Origin of the sequence: Streptomyces sp. URMC 123 (assembly GCF_051386515.1) — a bacterium.
Taxonomy (GTDB): Bacteria; Actinomycetota; Actinomycetes; order Streptomycetales; family Streptomycetaceae; genus Streptomyces.
Genome location: NZ_JBPQTV010000027.1, coordinates 1 through 16,775 on the forward strand (window position 1 = coordinate 1; position 16,775 = coordinate 16,775).

Sequence of the window (16,775 nt, forward strand, 5' to 3'; positions counted from 1 at the left end):
AGATCCTTTTCCGTTCCGTTTCCGGTCCGAATCGGTTTCCGATCCCCCTCGGCGGGGTTTCGCGCCTTCCGGCGTGATTCCGACTTTATCAGATTTCACTGAGTCGGATTTTCCGCCTCCGGAGCGCTCCGGCACGCACTCGTACCGGGTTCTCGTTCAGGCGGAGCCGTAAACGTACTGGACGGCCGCGCCCGAAGCAAATCGGCTCCGGGGGCGGCCGTCCGTGACGTGACGGGCCGTCAGACCTCGATCACGACCGGGAGGATCATCGGGCGGCGCCGGTAGTTGTCCGACACCCACTTGCCCACGGCCCGGCGGATGAGCTGCTGCAGCTGGTGCGGCTCCGCGATGCCGTCGGAGGCGGCCTTCCCCAGCACCTCCTCGATCCGGGGAATCACCGAGCCGAAGTCCGAGTCGTCGATGCCCGAGCCCCGGGCGTGGACGTTGGGACCACTCACGATCTTGCCGGTGGTGCTGTCCACCACGACATAGACCGAGATGATGCCCTCCTCGCCGAGGATGCGCCGGTCCTTCAGGGACGCGTCGGTCACATCGCCCACGGACAGCCCGTCCACATAGACGTAACCGGCCTGGACCTTGCCGACGATCTTCGCCTTGCCGTCGACGAGGTCGACGACGACGCCGTCCTCGGCGATGACGATGCGGTCCTTGGGGACGCCCGTGAGAGCCCCCAGCTCGGCGTTGGCCCGCAGATGGCGCCACTCACCGTGCACCGGCATCAGGTTCCGCGGCTTGCAGAGGTTGTAGAAGTACAGCAGCTCGCCGGCGGAGGCGTGGCCCGAGACATGGACCTTGGCGTTGCCCTTGTGGACGACGTTCGCGCCCCAGCGGGTGAGGCCGTTGATCACGCGGTAGACCGCGTTCTCGTTGCCGGGGATCAGCGACGAGGCCAGGATCACCGTGTCGCCCTGGACGATGCGGATCTGGTGGTCGCGGTTGGCCATCCGGGAGAGCGCCGCCATGGGCTCGCCCTGGGAGCCGGTGCAGACCAGCACGACCTCGTCGTCCGGCAGGTCGTCGAGCGTCTTGACGTCCACCACCAGGCCCGGGGGGACCCGCAGATAGCCCAGGTCGCGGGCGATGCCCATGTTGCGGACCATCGAGCGGCCGACGAACGCGACCCTGCGGCCGTACTCGTGCGCGGCGTCCAGGATCTGCTGGATGCGGTGCACGTGGCTGGCGAAGCTGGCGACGATGATGCGGCGCTGGGCGCCGGCGAAGACGCCGCGCAGCACATTGGAGATGTCGCGCTCGTGCGGCACGAAGCCGGGGACCTCGGCGTTGGTGGAGTCGACCAGCAGCAGGTCGATGCCCTCCTCGCCGAGCTTGGAGAAGGTGGCCAGGTCGGTGAGCCGGCCGTCCAGCGGCAGCTGGTCCATCTTGAAGTCGCCGGTGTGCACCACCATGCCCGCGGGGGTGCGGATGGCCACGGCGAGCGCGTCCGGGATGGAGTGGTTGACCGCGATGAACTCGCACTCGAAGGGGCCGATGCGCTCGCGGTGGCCCTCGGTCACCTCAAGGGTGTAGGGCCGGATGCGGTGCTCCTGGAGCTTCGCCTCGATGAGCGCGAGGGTCAGCTTGGACCCGATGAGGGGGATGTCCGGCTTCTCGCGCAGCAGGAAGGGGACGCCGCCGATGTGGTCCTCGTGGCCGTGGGTCAGGACGATGCCGTCGATGTCGTCGAGGCGGTCCCGGAGGATCGTGAAGTCCGGCAGGATCAGGTCGATTCCGGGCTGCTCCTCCTCGGGGAAGAGCACTCCGCAGTCGACGATCAGCAGGCGGCCCCCGTACTCGAAAACGGTCATGTTGCGGCCGATTTCGCCGAGGCCGCCGAGTGGGGTGACCCGCAGGCCGCCCTTGGCAAGCGGCGGCGGCGGGCCCAGCTCGGGATGCGGATGACTCAAAAGACTCTCCTCACCACGCGCGCCACATGTCCCCCGGTCTCCCACCTGTGGAAGGCCCCCCGGAGCGGCACGTGGCGCGCATGACTGTCGTGCACTTACGTAAGAGGTATTGCTGCGTATGCGGTTATGGGATCTTGTTCAGTTGTGAAGTCCGTGTTTACAGCTGTACCCCGCCGGCCGCCAGATCGCGCTTGAGCTGCTCGGTCTCCTCGGGGGAGAGCTCGATGAGCGGCAGCCGCAGCGGGCCCGCGGGCAGACCCTGGAGGGTGAGCGCCGCCTTGGTGGTGATCACACCCTGGGTGCGGAACATACCGGTGAAGACCGGCAGCAGCTGCTGGTGGATCTCGATCGCCTTGGTGACGTCGCCGGTGAGATGCGCCTCCAGGAGGGAGCGCAGCTCGGGGGTGACGACATGGCCCACGACGGAGACGAAGCCGACGGCGCCCACGGAGAGCAGCGGCAGGTTCAGCATGTCGTCGCCGGAGTACCAGGCCAGACCGCTGCGGGCGATGGCCCAGCTCGCCCGGCCGAGGTCGCCCTTGGCGTCCTTGTTGGCGACGATCCTGGGGTGCTCGGCGAGCCGGACGATCGTCTCGGTGTTGATCGGCACGCCGCTGCGGCCGGGAATGTCATAGAGCATCACCGGGAGGCCGGTGGCGTCGGCGATCGCCGTGAAGTGCCGGAACAGGCCCTCCTGCGGCGGCTTGCTGTAGTAGGGCGTCACGGCCAGCAGACCATGGGCTCCGGCGGCCTCGGCGGCCCGGGCCAGTTCCACACTGTGCCGGGTGTCGTTGGTGCCGGCGCCCGCGACGACGTGGGCCCGATCGCCGACCGCCTCCACCACGGCCCGTACGAGCTGGGCTTTCTCCGCGTCGCTGGTGGTCGGGGACTCTCCGGTGGTGCCGTTGACGATCAGGCCGTCATTGCCGGCGTCCACCAGATGGGCGGCGAGCCGCTGCGCGCCGTCGATGTCGAGTGCGCCGTCCGCGGTGAACGGCGTGACCATGGCGGTCAGGACCCGCCCGAACGGGGTCTGCGGTGTGGAGGTCGGAGCCATGGGTCCAACGCTACTCGTAGCTCACCGTGAGGTGCTCCCTCGGGACCCGGGATGTGGACACCGGCACTGCCCGCTCGGGGGTTCAAGCAGTGCCGGGTCCCTTTGATCAGCCTAGATGAACTTCATGAAATGCCGCAATCCGGACACTTCTCCCGATGGCTCATCCCGATCGCCCGCCGGCCGCGGTGACGGCGTCGACCGCGGGGCCCACGGGGTCTCACGGCGCGGCCGGGGCCGCGGGGTCCGCTACGGCGCGACTCGGCCGTTGGCGTTGAACGCGGCGTAGGTGAGCGGCATGAGCTTGGCCCACTCCGCCTCCATCAGCTCGCCCACCATCTCGATCTCGCGCTGCGGGAAGGAGGGGACCGTCGCCTGCTCATGCTGGGTGCGCAGGCCGAGGAAGTGCATCAGCGAGCGGGCGTTGCAGGTGGCGTACATCGAGGAGTAGAGCCCGACGGGCAGCACGGCGCGCGCCACCTCGCGGGCGACGCCGGCGGCCAGCATCTCCTGGTACGCCTCGTACGCCTGCCGGTAGGACTCCTCCATGACCCGGCCGGTCAGCTCGTGCTGCTCGGGGGTGCCGGAGACGAATTCGTACTTGCCGGGGCGGCCCTGCTGGACGAGCTTGCGGTCCTCGCCGGGCACGTAGAAGACCGGCTGGAGCTCGCGGTAGCGCCCGGACTCCTCGTTGTACGACCAGCCCACGCGGTGCCGCATGAACTCGCGGAAGACGAAGATCGGGGCGCTGATGAAGAACGTCATCGAGTTGTGCTCGAACGGGCTGCCGTGGCGGTCCCGCATCAGGAAGTTGATCAGCCCCTTGGAGCGCTCGGGGTCCTTCGTGAGCTCCTCGAGCGACTGCTCCCCCGCGGTGGAGACACGGGCCGCCCACAGCACATCGGAGTCGGCGGCGCTGTGCTTGACCAGCTCGACGGTCATATCGCCGCGGAACGCGGGCTTGGCGCTCTCGGTGGGGGTGTCGCTCACCGGCGGGTTCCTTCCATCTGTGTCGCTCGGGCGCCGTTCAGCTTACGGCGCCCCACCGACACTCCGGGCCGGGCGCGGCGGATGGCACCGGGCCGCGGTGGCATGACGGGAGGGGCGCCGGGGAAATCGGGTGAAAGAGATCGCCGAAAGCGGGCACCGATTCGCCCGTTCGCACGTCCTTCTGTGTGAAAGCCCACTTCGAGGTCGGGAGGAGACCACCCTCATGTTCCGCCGGCGAGAGCCCGTGCCCTTCGCTTTCATCGCCGAGGCCGAGAGGTTCCGCAGCAATGTCGCACCGCCGCCGCGCCAGCGCGCCGGCTGGCCGGAGATCGCCGGCCGTACGCTGCTCGGTCTGACCGTGGTGTCCGGACTGGTGGGGGCGCTGCTGTTCGGCGCGCCCGCGCTGGACGCGCCACAGCCCGGTTCCGGGAAGGCCCCGACGTCGACGGCGCAGGAAGGCCGCTGACGTCCGCGCCCGGTCGCCTCGCCACTGGGCCGACCGGGCGCCCCGAAGTGGTCGTGGGCAGACCGCGTCGATAACCTCACCGGGCACAGCACAGCCGAGCGTCCGGTCCCGTCCGGGAGCGCTCTTGTCGAGTGAGGACCAGTCGTGCCCCTGCCCTTTCTGACGGCCGACAGGCCGTTCGACGACGTCGAGACCGTCTCGAGGGCCGACGCGCCCCTGCCGTACGAGGAGCTCGACCGGTGGCGGCGGCCGTACCGCCCGGGGCCCTGGCGGGTCGGGGGAGCCGCGCTGGTGCTGCTGTTCGCGGCCTATCTGCTCTTCGGTGCCCTGATCATGGCGATGGCCGGCGCGCTGCCGGGCGCGGGGGCCTGTGTGGCCGCCGGCGCCCTGGTGATCGTCTTCGCGGTGCGGCTGCTGCGCGTGGGGGCGTGGGTCAGTGCCCGGGGGCTGCGCCGCATCGGGCTCTTCACCACCACGACCCTGCCGTGGGAGCACGTCGCGGCCGTGCGCACGGTGCAGCAGCCGGTGAAGTGGCTGGGGCTGCCGCGGACCGTGCAGGGGCAGGCGCTGGTGGTGGCCACCGCAGCCGGTGAGCCGCCGCGCCCGCTGCTCACCGATCACAACGCGGACTTCCTGGGCCGTGCGGAGGCCTTCGACATGGCGGCGGACTCGGTCGAGGGCTGGGCGGCCGATCACGCCGTGGCGCCCGCCCGCTCCTGACGGCCGACCGTCAGGTGCGGATCGGCCGGCCCGCGTGCAGGGCAATCGCCCGCTGCATGGCCTTGCGCGCCCGGGGTGTGTCCCGGGCGTCGTGGTAGGCGACGGCCAGCCGGAACCAGGTGCGCCAGTCGTCGGGGGACTGTTCCGTCTCGGCCCGCCGCTTGGCGAAGACCGCGTCGGCGGAGTCCCGGTCGATGCGCCCGCCCGGCGTCCGTACGAGCTCGTCCACCGGCAGCCCGCCCTCGGCCTCCAGCTGCGCGGCGAGCCGGTTGGCGCTGCGGGCGAAGCGGGTGTTCTGCCACAGGAACCAGGCGCCGATCACGGGCAGCACCAGCACCGCCGCCCCGAAGAGGACGGTGACCGGGGTGCCCTGCTCGATGAGCAGGACGCCCCGGCTGCCGACGAGGACGAAGTAGACGACCAGCAGCGCGGCCAGCCCGAAATAGGTGATTTTCGCTCGCATGCGTCAGCCCAGATCCAGGAAGTGTTCGAGCCCGAAGGTGAGGCCGGGCGTGTCGACCACGCGGCGGACACCGAGCAGGATGCCCGGCATGAAGCAGCTGTGGTGCAGCGAGTCGTGCCGGATGGTGAGCGTCTCGCCGGTGTCTCCGAGGAGGACCTCCTGGTGGGCCAGGAGGCCCCGCAGTCGCACGGCGTGCACGGGCACCCCGTCGACATCGGCGCCGCGGGCGCCGGGCAGCGCCGTGCTGGTGGCGTCCGGCTGAGGGGCGCAGCCGGCCTCGGCCCGGGCCGCCGCGATGAGCTGGGCGGTGCGGGTGGCGGTGCCGGAGGGCGCGTCGGCCTTGTTCGGGTGGTGCAGCTCCACGACCTCGACGGACTCGAAGAACCGGGCCGCCTGCTGGGCGAAGCGCATGGTGAGCACCGCGCCGATGGAGAAGTTCGGTGCGATGAGCACACCGGTGCCCGGTGCGGCGTCCAGCCAGCCGCCCAGCCGCGCGAGCCGCTCCTCGGTCCATCCGGTGGTGCCCACCACGCCGTGGATGCCGTTGCGGAGGCAGAACTCCAGGTTGGTCATGACCGAGTCGGGGTGGGTCAGCTCGACGGCGACCTGAGCCCCCGCCTCGGTCAGCTCCTCCAGCCGGTCGCCCCGGCCCAGCGCGGCGACCAGTTCCAGGTCGTCCGCGGCCTCGACGGCCCGTACGGCCTCGGAGCCGATCCTGCCCCTGGCCCCGATGACGGCCACACGCAGCTTGCTCATCGTTCGAACATCCTTCGCTAGGAGAGACGGCTACTGGGAGGGCCGGCTAGGAGACGGCCTCGTCCAGGTGGCCGGCCTGCCGGTCGGTGAGCGGGCCGATGACCGCGAGCGAGGGCCGGTGGCCCAGGACGTCCCTGGCCACCTCGCGGACCTCGTCGGCGGTGACGGCGGAGATCCGGGCCAGCATCTCGTCCACGGACATCTGCTCGCCCCACACCAGCTCGCCCTTGCCGATGCGGTTCATCAGCGCCCCGGTGTCCTCCAGGCCCAGCACGGTGGAGCCGGCGACCTGGCCGATCGCGCGGCGCAGCTCCTCGTCGTCCAGCCCGTGCGCGGCCACGTGGTCGAGCTCGTCACGGCAGATCTTGAGGACGTCCCGCACCTGGCCGGGGCGGCAGCCGGCGTAGACGCCGAAGAGGCCGCTGTCGGCGAAGCCGGAGGTGTAGGAGTACACGGAGTACGCCAGGCCGCGCTTCTCGCGGACCTCCTGGAAGAGGCGGGAGCTCATGCCGCCGCCGAGGGCGGTGTTGAGCACGCTCAGGGCCCAGCGCCGCTCGTCGGTGCGGGGCAGACCGGGCATGCCGAGGACGACGTGCGCCTGCTCGGTCTTGCGGCCGAGCAGCTCCACGCGGCCGGCGGTGCGGATGGTCCGGGAGCCGGAGCGGGGGGCGACGGGTTCGGCGTCGGTGCGGCCGAGGGCCCCGGCGCGCTCGAACGCGGCGCGCACCTGTCGTACGACGCGCGCGTGGTCCACATTGCCGGCCGCCGCGACCACCAGGTGGGTGGGGTCGTAGTGCTTGCGGTAGAAGCGGGCGATGCGGTCGCGGGTGAGGCCGTTGACCGTCTCGACGGTGCCGAGCACCGGGCGGCCCAGCGGGGAGTCGCCGTAGAGGGTGTGCGCGAACAGGTCGTGCACACAGTCGCCGGGGTCGTCCTCGGTCATCGCGATCTCTTCGAGGATGACGCCGCGCTCGGCGTCCACGTCCTCCTCATCGATCAGCGAGCCGGTGAGCATGTCGCACACGACGTCGATGGCGAGGGGCAGATCCGTGTCGAGCACCCGCGCGTAGTAGCAGGTGTACTCCTTGGCGGTGAAGGCGTTCATCTCGCCGCCGACCGCCTCGATGGCGGCGGAGATGTCCAGCGCGCTGCGCCGCTCGGTGCCCTTGAAGAGGAGGTGCTCCAGGTAGTGGGTGGCGCCGTTCAGCGTGGGCGTCTCGTCCCGGGAGCCGACGCGGGCCCAGATGCCGAAGGTGGCGGAGCGCACGGTGGGCAGGGTCTCGGTGACCACCCGCAGCCCGCCGGGGAGCACGGTCCTGCGCACAGTGCCGATGCCGTTCTCGCCCTTGAGCAGGGTTTTGGTACGGGCGACGGCCCGCACCTCCGAAGAGGTGCGGGCCGTCGCACGGTGCGTTCGGGACGTCACTTGGCGGCGTCGTCCTTCGCCTCGGCGGTGGCCTCGCCGGCCTCGTCGCCCTCGCCCTCGATCACGGGGATGAGGGAGAGCTTGCCGCGCTGGTCGATCTCGGCGATCTCGACCTGCACCTTGGCGCCGACCGCGAGCACGTCCTCGACGTTCTCCACGCGCTTGCCACCGGCGAGCTTGCGGATCTGCGAGATGTGCAGCAGGCCGTCCTTGCCGGGCATCAGCGAGACGAAGGCACCGAAGGTGGTGGTCTTGACGACCGTGCCCAGGTAGCGCTCGCCGACCTCCGGCATCGTCGGGTTGGCGATGCCGTTGATGGTGGCGCGGGCGGCCTCGGCGGCCGGGCCGTCGGCGGCACCGATGTAGATGGTGCCGTCGTCCTCGATGGTGATCTCGGCGCCGGTGTCCTCCTGGATCTGGTTGATCATCTTGCCCTTGGGGCCGATGACCTCACCGATCTTGTCCACGGGGATCTTGACGGTGATGATCCGCGGGGCGTTGGGGGACATCTCGTCCGGACGGTCGATGGCCTCCATCATCACGTCGAGGATGTGCAGACGGGCGTCGCGGGCCTGCTTGAGGGCCGCGGCCAGGACGGAGGCCGGGATGCCGTCCAGCTTGGTGTCGAGCTGGAGGGCGGTCACGAACTCCTTGGTGCCGGCGACCTTGAAGTCCATGTCACCGAAGGCGTCCTCCGCACCGAGGATGTCGGTGAGGGTGACGTAGTGGGTCTCGCCGTCGATCTCCTGGGAGATCAGGCCCATGGCGATGCCGGCGACCGGGGCCTTGAGGGGCACACCGGCGTTCAGCAGCGACATGGTGGAGGCGCAGACCGAGCCCATGGAGGTGGAGCCGTTGGAGCCGAGCGCCTCGGAGACCTGGCGGATGGCGTACGGGAACTCCTCGCGCGTCGGCAGCACCGGCAGCAGGGCGCGCTCGGCGAGCGCGCCGTGGCCGATCTCGCGGCGCTTGGGGGAGCCGACGCGGCCGGTCTCACCGGTGGAGTACGGCGGGAAGTTGTAGTTGTGCATGTAGCGCTTGCGCGTCTCGGGCGCGAGCGTGTCCAGCTGCTGCTCCATGCGGAGCATGTTCAGCGTGGTGACACCCAGGATCTGGGTCTCGCCGCGCTCGAACAGCGCCGAGCCGTGCACCCGCGGGATCGCCTCGACCTCGGCGGCGAGGGTACGGATGTCCGTGACCCCGCGGCCGTCGATGCGCTTCTTCTCCTTGATGACGCGCTCGCGCACCAGGGACTTGGTCAGCGAGCGGTACGCGGCGGAGATCTCCTTCTCGCGGCCCTCGAACTGCGGCAGCAGCTTCTCGGCGGCGAGCGCCTTGACGCGGTCCAGCTCGGCCTCGCGCTCCTGCTTGCCGGCGATGGTGAGCGCGGCGGCGAGCTCGTCGCGGACGGCGGCGGTGAGCGCCTCCAGGACGTCGTCCTGGTAGTCCAGGAAGATCGGGAACTCGGCGGTCGGCTTGGCGGCCTTGGCGGCGAGGTCGGCCTGGGCCTTGCAGAGCACCTTGATGAAGGGCTTCGCGGCGTCCAGACCGGCGGCGACGATCTCCTCGGTCGGCGCCTCGGCGCCGCCCTCGACCAGCTTGATGGTCTTCTCGGTGGCCTCGGCCTCGACCATCATGATCGCGACGTCGCCGTCCTCGAGGGTGCGACCGGCGACGACCATGTCGAAGACGGCGTCCTCGAGCTCGCTGTGGGTCGGGAACGCCACCCACTGGCCCTTGATCAGCGCGACGCGGACGCCGCCGATCGGGCCGGAGAAGGGCAGGCCCGCCAGCTGCGTGGAGGCGGAGGCGGCGTTGATCGCGACCACGTCGTACAGGTGGTCGGGGTTGAGCGCCATGATCGTGGCGACGACCTGGATCTCGTTGCGCAGGCCCTTCTTGAAGGACGGGCGCAGCGGGCGGTCGATCAGCCGGCAGGTGAGGATGGCGTCCTCGGAGGGGCGGCCCTCACGGCGGAAGAACGAGCCGGGGATGCGCCCGGCGGCGTACATCCGCTCCTCGACGTCGACGGTCAGCGGGAAGAAGTCCAGCTGGTCCTTGGGGTTCTTCGAGGCGGTCGTGGCCGACAGCACCATGGTGTCGTCGTCCAGGTACGCCACGGCGGAGCCGGCGGCCTGGCGGGCCAGGCGGCCCGTCTCGAAGCGAATGGTGCGGGTGCCGAAGGAACCGTTGTCGATGACGGCCTCGGCGTAGTGGGTCTCGTTCTCCACCAGCGATATCTCCTCGTCTACGTCCCGCGCCCGTGTGGCGGGGGACGGTTGCGGCGGAGCGCTCCGGTGCGGGCCGGTCTTCGATCGAAGCACCCGGAGTCTGTTCTTCCGGGGGCCACTACCGAGGACCGGCGGCGTGGAGAGCACTCCTCCTCAGGTGTGTTCTCGGGTACCCCGCGGCGCGGGACCCGAGGCGTTGTGCGACCAGACTACAAAGCGTCCGGTGGGTATCGCACGTACAGCGGTCGCACAGAGCGACCGTCCGTACGGGCGACCGTACGGCGGACACGACCGCGCGTACGGCAAAGGGAGCGGCCCCCGGGGGTGGGAACCGCTCCCTTCACGGCGTCTTACTTGGCGCCCGCCGCACCGCGACGGATGCCGAGGCGGTCGACCAGCGCACGGAAGCGCTGGATGTCCTTCTTGGCCAGGTACTGGAGCAGCCGGCGGCGCTGGCCGACCAGCAGCAGCAGACCACGGCGGGAGTGGTGGTCGTGCTTGTGGGTCTTGAGGTGCTCGGTCAGGTCCGAGATGCGGCGGGAGAGCAGCGCGACCTGGACCTCGGGGGAACCGGTGTCGCCCTCCTTGGTCCCGAACTCGGCCATGATCTGCTTCTTCGTAGCGGCGTCGAGCGACACGCGGTACTCCTCTGTGTTCTTCGTTTGGCCACCGAGTGCCCCTGGTCTGACTCTCAGGGGAGCTTCCATGACTCGGAAGGCGGGGTCCGCTGGGCGCTGCCTCCAGGCGATGAGAGTCTCCGGAGGCGCGTACACACACGGCCGTCACACAGAGTACCAGCCTCACCGGCCGGGGCGGGCCGGGGGTCGCGTACCGGTGCACAGGAGCGTACGGGGGGCGCGTGCCGGTGCCGCGCTCCGGTCGGCCGCCGACCGGAATCAGCCGCTGGTCATGCTGCGCGCCGAGGAGTAGACGTCGAGCACCGCCAGGCAGAGCGGGACCAGGGAGAGCAGTACGGCGCCCTCGGCCAGGTCGCTGAAGCGGCCCCAGAAGGGGGTGACGCCCTTGCGGGGGACGATCAGCGCGATGGCGGTGATCAGGGCGGCGGCGGCGATGACGGCCGCCGCGAGCCAGATCGTCCGGACGTCCAGGGGGCCGCGGTCGCCCTCGATCAGCAGATCGCGCACCGCGCCGGCCGGCGGGTTCAGCGAGAGGCCCAGGACCAGCAGGGCCAGCGCGCACAGGCCGGCCGCCAGCACACAGGCGACCTGGGCGGTGTAGCGGAAGAGCCGGGCGCGCAGCAGGATCGCCAGGCCGGAGGCGAGGGCCAGCAGCTGGCCCCAGAGGGAGTCGGAGAAGCCGAGGACGGCGGCCGAGCCGACGACGACCGCGGAGCAGCCGCCGACGAGGCCCAGCAGCATCTCGTGGCCGCGCCGGGCCTGGGCGGCGATGCGCTCGCCGTCCACCGGCTCGGCGGGGGCGGCGGACGGGTCGGGCTCGGCGTCGAAGTCGGGGTCGGCGGCGCGCGGCGAGGCGTAGCCGATGGGCAGCCGGGCGAAGCGCGCGGACAGGCCGGGCAGGAAGGCGACGATGCCGATGGCGACGACCGCGCTGACGGCGGCGGTGTCCACCGGCCGCGCGTCGGTGAGGATCGCGCAGAAGGTGGCCAGGGTGCCGACGGCGGAGGCGAAGACCGCGGCGACGAAGGGGGCGTCCCCGCCGGGCATCAGCGCGACCAGGGCGACGGAGGCGATCAGTACGGCGACGCAGCCGAGCAGGAACTGCAGCCGGCCGACGCCCTCGCCCTGGTCGAGCGGGAGCGCCCCGGAGCCGGCGATCATCAGATGGGGCAGCGCGGACAGTCCGAGGGCGACGGCGGAGGCGCGGTCGTCGTAGACCCGGGCCCGCACGCCGGCCAGCACGGTCAGCAGCACGCCGACGGCCGTCGCGATGATGCCGGGCAGCGCGTGCATGTCGTGGCGCACCGGGTCGGCGAACCACAGCACGAAGCCCAGCAGCACCAGCAGACAGGCGCCGCCGAACAGGCCGGCGGCGCGCAGCAGGCCGTCGTTCCACAGGGTGCGGTCGCGGCGCACGGCGGAGGCGACGGCGTCGGCGACGTCGTCGAAGACCGCGGGCGGCAGGGACTCGGCGAACGGGCGCAGGCTCAGCACCTCGCCGTCGAGGACCTGTTGGGCGGCGAGCGAGCGGGAGCCCTCCAGCACGGTGCCGTCCCGGCGGACCAGGTGGTAGCCGGTGGGGGTGCCGGTCGACTGGGTCTGTCCGGTCAGCCGGAGGATCTCGGGATTGAGGTCCGCGACCGGGATGTCGTCGGGCAGGGCGACATCGATCCGGCTGTCCGGTGCGACGACGGTGACCCGGCAGAAGCCGGTCGCTGTGGTCGTACTCACCTGATATGGCCCCCTCATTCGCGCTCGTTCACCGGGGCACGGGACGTGAGTGGACATCGAGTGCCCTCGGTGACAAAGGTCGCGTTCATCGCGTCTTGTTCGCGGTCGCACATCCGCGGGGCGCCACCCTACCGGGCGGCCGACCGTGCACGGACAAGTAGGATCGCCGTCGCGTGGAGGGAGGCCGCCGCCACGGGGGCGCCGGCAAGCGAACCGCCCCGCCAGTATCGAGGGATTGATGCGCCGGTGAGCCAGATTGTCGTCAAGCGCCCGCCGCGGGCCGTTCCGCCCGAGACACCAGCTGATGAGCTGCTTCTGGAGCCCCCTCCCGAGTTGCCCCGCGGCGAACGCGAGGGCATGGCCATGCAGCTGCTGCCCATGCTCGGCATGGGCGGCTCCGTGGTCTTCTTCTTCATGCCGAACACCCATCCGTTCATGCGGATCATGGGTGTGATGATGCTGGTGTCCACGCTGGCGATGGCCATTGCCCAGATCGTGCGCTATCGCAAGGGAACCCAGGGCGAGTCGGCGCAGATGCGCCGCGACTACCTGAAGTACCTGGCGCAGACCCGGCGCAAGGTGCGCCGCACGGCGCGGGCGCAGCGCGACGCGCAGCACTATCTGCACCCCGCGCCCGACCAGCTGTGGTCGCTGGTGGCGGAGGCCGCCCCGCGGTTCTCCACGGACACCCCCTGCCGGGTGTGGGAACGGCGCGTCGGCGACAAGGACTTCGGCCAGATCCGCATCGGCCTGGGCCCGCAGCAGCTGTCCACTCCCCTGGTGGCGCCGGACACCGCGCCCATCGACGAGCTGGAGCCGCTGGCCGCGGGCGCGATGCAGCAGTTCCTCGCCACCCACGGCACCGTGGACAACCTGCCGGTCGCGGTGTCGCTGCGCGCCTTCTACCACATGACGGTGTCCGGCGAGCCGGAGTCCGTGCACGGCGCGGCACGTGCGCTGGTGGCCCAGCTCACCACCCTGCACTCGCCCGACGACGTGGTGGTCGCGGTGGTCACCGCGCCGTCCTCGGCGGCCCGCTGGGACTGGGCGAAGTGGCTGCCGCACGTCCAGCTGCCCGGCTCCCTCGACGGGGCCGGCACCAAGCGGCTGATCAGCGACGACCTCGGGGAGCTGGAGCGGGCGCTGACCGCCCGGCTGGACGGCCGGCCCCGGTTCAACCGGGAGGGCCAGCCGCTGCTGGACCAGCCGCACATCGTGGTGGTGCTGGACGGCGGCCGGGTGCCGCCGGACTCGGCGTTCGCCGCCGCCGAGGGGCTGCAGGGCGTCACGGTCGTCGAGGTGGTGCCCGGCGAGCTGGACGAGCCGCGCGGCGGCCTGTCCATCGTGGTGCGCCCCGGCAGGCTGCGGCTGGAGTCGGCGACGGTGGCCTACGAGGGCGTACCGGACTGGCTGTCCCTGGAGGCCGCCGAGGCGCTGGGCCGCCAGCTCGCGCCGCTGCGCATGGGCTCGGGCGGGGACGACGACGAGCCGCTGCTGGCCAACCTGGACTTCACCGATCTGCTGGGCCTGGGCGACGCGGCCTCGGTGGACGTGGCCCGCACCTGGCGGCCGCGCTCCACGGGTGAGCGGCTGCGGGTGCCGATCGGCGTCGGCGAGGACGGCCAGCCCGTCATGCTCGACCTGAAGGAGGCGGCGCAGGACGGCATGGGCCCGCACGGCCTGTGCGTGGGCGCCACCGGCTCCGGCAAGTCGGAGCTGCTGCGCACCCTGGTGCTGGGCCTGGCGGTCACCCACTCCTCCGAGACGCTCAACTTCGTGCTGGCGGACTTCAAGGGTGGCGCCACCTTCGCCGGCATGTCGGAGCTGCCGCACGTGGCGGCGGTCATCACCAACCTCGCGGACGACCTGACCCTGGTCGACCGCATGCGCGACTCGATCACCGGTGAGCTCCAGCGGCGCCAGGAGCTGCTGCGGGCCTCGGGCAACTACGCCAACATCCACGACTACGAGAAGGCCCGCGCGGCCGGCGCCCCGCTGGAGCCGCTGGCCTCCCTGGTCCTGGTCATCGACGAGTTCAGCGAGCTGCTCTCCGCCAAGCCGGACTTCATCGACATGTTCATCCAGATCGGCCGGATCGGCCGGTCGCTGGGCGTGCACCTGCTGCTCGCCTCGCAGCGGCTGGAGGAGGGGCGGCTGCGCGGCCTCGACACCTATCTGTCGTACCGGGTGGGTCTGCGCACGTTCTCGGCCGCGGAGTCGCGGGCGGCGCTGGGCGTGCCGGACGCGTACCACCTGCCGTCGGTGCCGGGCTCGGGCTATCTCAAGTTCGGCACGGACGAGATGGTCCGCTTCAAGGCGGCCTATGTGTCGGGGACGTACCGCACGAGCGGGGCGGACCTGATCGACCCGGCCGCGGGCGCGCTGCCCGTGGAGCGCAGGCCGGTGGCCTTCACGGCCGCGCCGGTGCCGGTGACGTACGCGGTGCCGGACCCGGCCGCGCTGATCACCCCGGCCCGCGCCGACGACGACGCGCTCGCCGACACGGTGCTCGATGTGATCGTGCGGCGGCTGGAGGGGCAGGGCCCCGCGGCGCACCAGGTGTGGCTGCCGCCGCTGACCGAGGCGCCGGCGCTGGACCAGGTGCTGCCCGCGCTGACGGCCACCGCCGAGCGCGGTCTGCACGCCCCGGAGTACCCGCGCAAGGGCGCCCTCGTGGTGCCGCTCGGCCTGGTGGACAAGCCGTTCGAGCAGCGCCGGGACGTGCTCTACCGGGACTTCTCGGGCGCGGCCGGCCATATGATGATCGTCGGTGGTCCGCAGTCCGGTAAGTCCACGCTGCTGCGGACGCTGATCTCCTCCTTCGCGCTCACCCACACCCCGCACGAGGTGCAGTTCTACGGTCTGGACTTCGGTGGTGGCGGCATGAGCGCCGTCGCGGACCTGCCGCACGTCGGCGGGATCGCCTCCCGGCTCGACCCGGAGAAGGTGCGGCGCACGGTCGCCGAGGTGGCCGGGGTGCTGCACCGGCGGGAGGAGTACTTCCGCGCCCGGAACATCGACTCCATCGCCACCTACCGCCGCCAGCGGGCCGCGGGGCAGCACCCGGACCAGGCGTGGGGCGACGTGTTCCTGGTGATCGACGGCTGGGGCGCGTTCAAGCAGGACTATGACATGCTCGAGGGCGTGGTGGCCGACCTCGCCACGCGCGGTCTGGGCTACGGCGTGCACGTCGTCATCACCGCCTCCCGGTACATGGAGGTCCGCGCGGCGCTCAAGGACCAGCTGCTGGGCCGGCTGGAGCTGCGGCTCGGCGACACCATGGACTCCGAGATCGACCGCAAGGTGGCGGCGAACGTCCCGACGGGCGTGCCGGGCCGCGGCCAGACCCCCGAGCGGCTGCACTTCATGGCGGCGCTGCCGCGCATCGACTCCGGCAGCCGGGCCGACGACCTGTCGGACGGCACGGCGGGCATGGTCCGTACGGTGTCGGAGAGCTGGTCCGGGCCGTCCGCGCCCCGGGTCCGGCTGCTGCCGCGCAAGCTGCCGGCGGACCGGCTGCCCAAGGGCTTCGAGTTCCCGCAGCACGGCATCGCGATCGGCATCGACGAGACCAACCTGGAGCCGGTGTTCGTCGACTTCGAGACCGACCCGTTCTTCCTCGTCTTCGGCGAGAGCGAATCGGGCAAGACGGGGCTGCTGCGGCTCATCGCCAAGCAGATCTCCGAGCGGTACACCTCGGACGAGGCGAAGATCGTGGTGGGCGACTACCGGCGCTCGCTGCTGGAGGCCGTGCCGGAGACGCATCTCCTGGAGTACGCGCCGCTGGCCTCGGCGCTGGAGCTGCACATGAACGCGCTCAACGGGCTGATGACGCGGCGCGCGCCGCAGCCGGACATCACCCCGCAGCAGCTGCGGGACCGCAGCTGGTGGTCGGGACCGCGGTTCTTCGTCATCGTCGACGACTACGAACTGGTGACGAGCGGTGGCAGCAATCCGCTCTCGGTCCTGGTGGAGAACCTTCCCTACGCGCGGGATGTCGGCATCCGCTTCATCATCGCGCGCAGCACGGCGGGGGCGTCGCGGGGCATGTTCGAGACGTTCATGCAGCGCGTGAAGGAGCTCGGCGCGCAGGGCGTGGTGCTCTCCGGCGACCCGGGCGAGGGCGATGTCCTCGGCAATGTCCGGCCGCGTCCGATGCCGCCGGGGCGGGGCTTCTTCGTCTCCCGCAAGCGGGGGACACCGCTGGTGCAGTTGGGCTGGTTGCCGGACGAGCGATAGGGCTCGGCGTCCTGACAAAGCGTCAGGGAATGTCGCGGCAATCGTCGTGGGCATTCGCAGGGCCGCGTTTTTGACGGCGTTTTTGACGGATGTCCTCACGGAGGGTGCGCGATATGCGCACCCTCCGTGCCATGAG

The 16,775-nt window shown here is 71.2% G+C and carries 12 protein-coding genes; 3 read left to right on the forward strand and 9 right to left on the reverse strand.

Annotated features, from left to right (window positions below):
• Positions 1–239: 239 nt before the first annotated feature.
• The 3 genes from ACSNOD_RS06220 to thyX all read right to left on the reverse strand — a co-directional run bounded on the left by ACSNOD_RS06220 (position 240) and on the right by thyX (position 3,969).
• A complete protein-coding gene (locus ACSNOD_RS06220; RefSeq protein ID WP_436765729.1) occupies positions 240–1,925 on the reverse strand; it encodes a ribonuclease J in 1,686 nt (561 codons plus the stop codon).
• Positions 1,926–2,082: 157 nt separating this feature from the next.
• Positions 2,083–2,982, reverse strand: a complete 900-nt coding sequence (gene dapA, locus ACSNOD_RS06225; RefSeq protein ID WP_436765730.1) for a 4-hydroxy-tetrahydrodipicolinate synthase — start codon at positions 2,980–2,982, stop codon at positions 2,083–2,085.
• A gap of 246 nt (positions 2,983–3,228) precedes the next feature.
• Positions 3,229–3,969, reverse strand: a complete 741-nt coding sequence (gene thyX, locus ACSNOD_RS06230) for an FAD-dependent thymidylate synthase (protein WP_436765731.1) — start codon at positions 3,967–3,969, stop codon at positions 3,229–3,231.
• Between the two features lie 223 nt (positions 3,970–4,192).
• Here thyX and ACSNOD_RS06235 point away from each other — a divergent pair, with 223 nt between their 5' ends.
• On the forward strand, positions 4,193–4,435 hold the full coding sequence (locus ACSNOD_RS06235; protein WP_436765732.1) for a hypothetical protein: 243 nt from the start codon (positions 4,193–4,195) through the stop codon (positions 4,433–4,435).
• Between the two features lie 144 nt (positions 4,436–4,579).
• Positions 4,580–5,155 (forward strand): hypothetical protein, encoded by a 576-nt coding sequence (locus ACSNOD_RS06240; RefSeq protein WP_436765733.1) that lies wholly within the window; start codon positions 4,580–4,582, stop codon positions 5,153–5,155.
• Between the two features lie 10 nt (positions 5,156–5,165).
• On the opposite strand, the gene ACSNOD_RS06245 is transcribed toward ACSNOD_RS06240, so the two are convergent.
• The 6 genes from ACSNOD_RS06245 to eccD all read right to left on the reverse strand — a co-directional run bounded on the left by ACSNOD_RS06245 (position 5,166) and on the right by eccD (position 12,457).
• Complete coding sequence (locus ACSNOD_RS06245) at positions 5,166–5,618, reverse strand: hypothetical protein (protein WP_436765734.1); 453 nt, start codon at positions 5,616–5,618, stop codon at positions 5,166–5,168.
• 3 nt (positions 5,619–5,621) lie between these two features.
• Positions 5,622–6,374 (reverse strand): 4-hydroxy-tetrahydrodipicolinate reductase, encoded by a 753-nt coding sequence (gene dapB / locus ACSNOD_RS06250; RefSeq protein ID WP_436765735.1) that lies wholly within the window; start codon positions 6,372–6,374, stop codon positions 5,622–5,624.
• Positions 6,375–6,420: 46 nt separating this feature from the next.
• Complete coding sequence (locus tag ACSNOD_RS06255) at positions 6,421–7,800, reverse strand: M16 family metallopeptidase (RefSeq protein WP_436765736.1); 1,380 nt, start codon at positions 7,798–7,800, stop codon at positions 6,421–6,423.
• A complete protein-coding gene (locus tag ACSNOD_RS06260; RefSeq protein WP_436765737.1) occupies positions 7,797–10,031 on the reverse strand; it encodes a polyribonucleotide nucleotidyltransferase in 2,235 nt (744 codons plus the stop codon). Before ACSNOD_RS06260 ends, ACSNOD_RS06255 begins: the two co-directional genes overlap by 4 nt.
• A gap of 350 nt (positions 10,032–10,381) precedes the next feature.
• On the reverse strand, positions 10,382–10,669 hold the full coding sequence (rpsO, locus tag ACSNOD_RS06265; protein ID WP_436765738.1) for a 30S ribosomal protein S15: 288 nt from the start codon (positions 10,667–10,669) through the stop codon (positions 10,382–10,384).
• A gap of 258 nt (positions 10,670–10,927) precedes the next feature.
• Positions 10,928–12,457, reverse strand: coding sequence for a type VII secretion integral membrane protein EccD (gene eccD, locus ACSNOD_RS06270; RefSeq protein WP_436765739.1), 1,530 nt, complete (start codon positions 12,455–12,457; stop codon positions 10,928–10,930).
• Between the two features lie 189 nt (positions 12,458–12,646).
• On the opposite strand from eccD, the gene eccCa reads away from it, so the two are divergent.
• Positions 12,647–16,639 carry a type VII secretion protein EccCa gene (gene eccCa / locus ACSNOD_RS06275; RefSeq protein WP_436765740.1) on the forward strand — a complete coding sequence of 1,331 codons (3,993 nt, stop codon included), beginning with the start codon at positions 12,647–12,649 and terminating at the stop codon, positions 16,637–16,639.
• Positions 16,640–16,775: the final 136 nt, after the last annotated feature.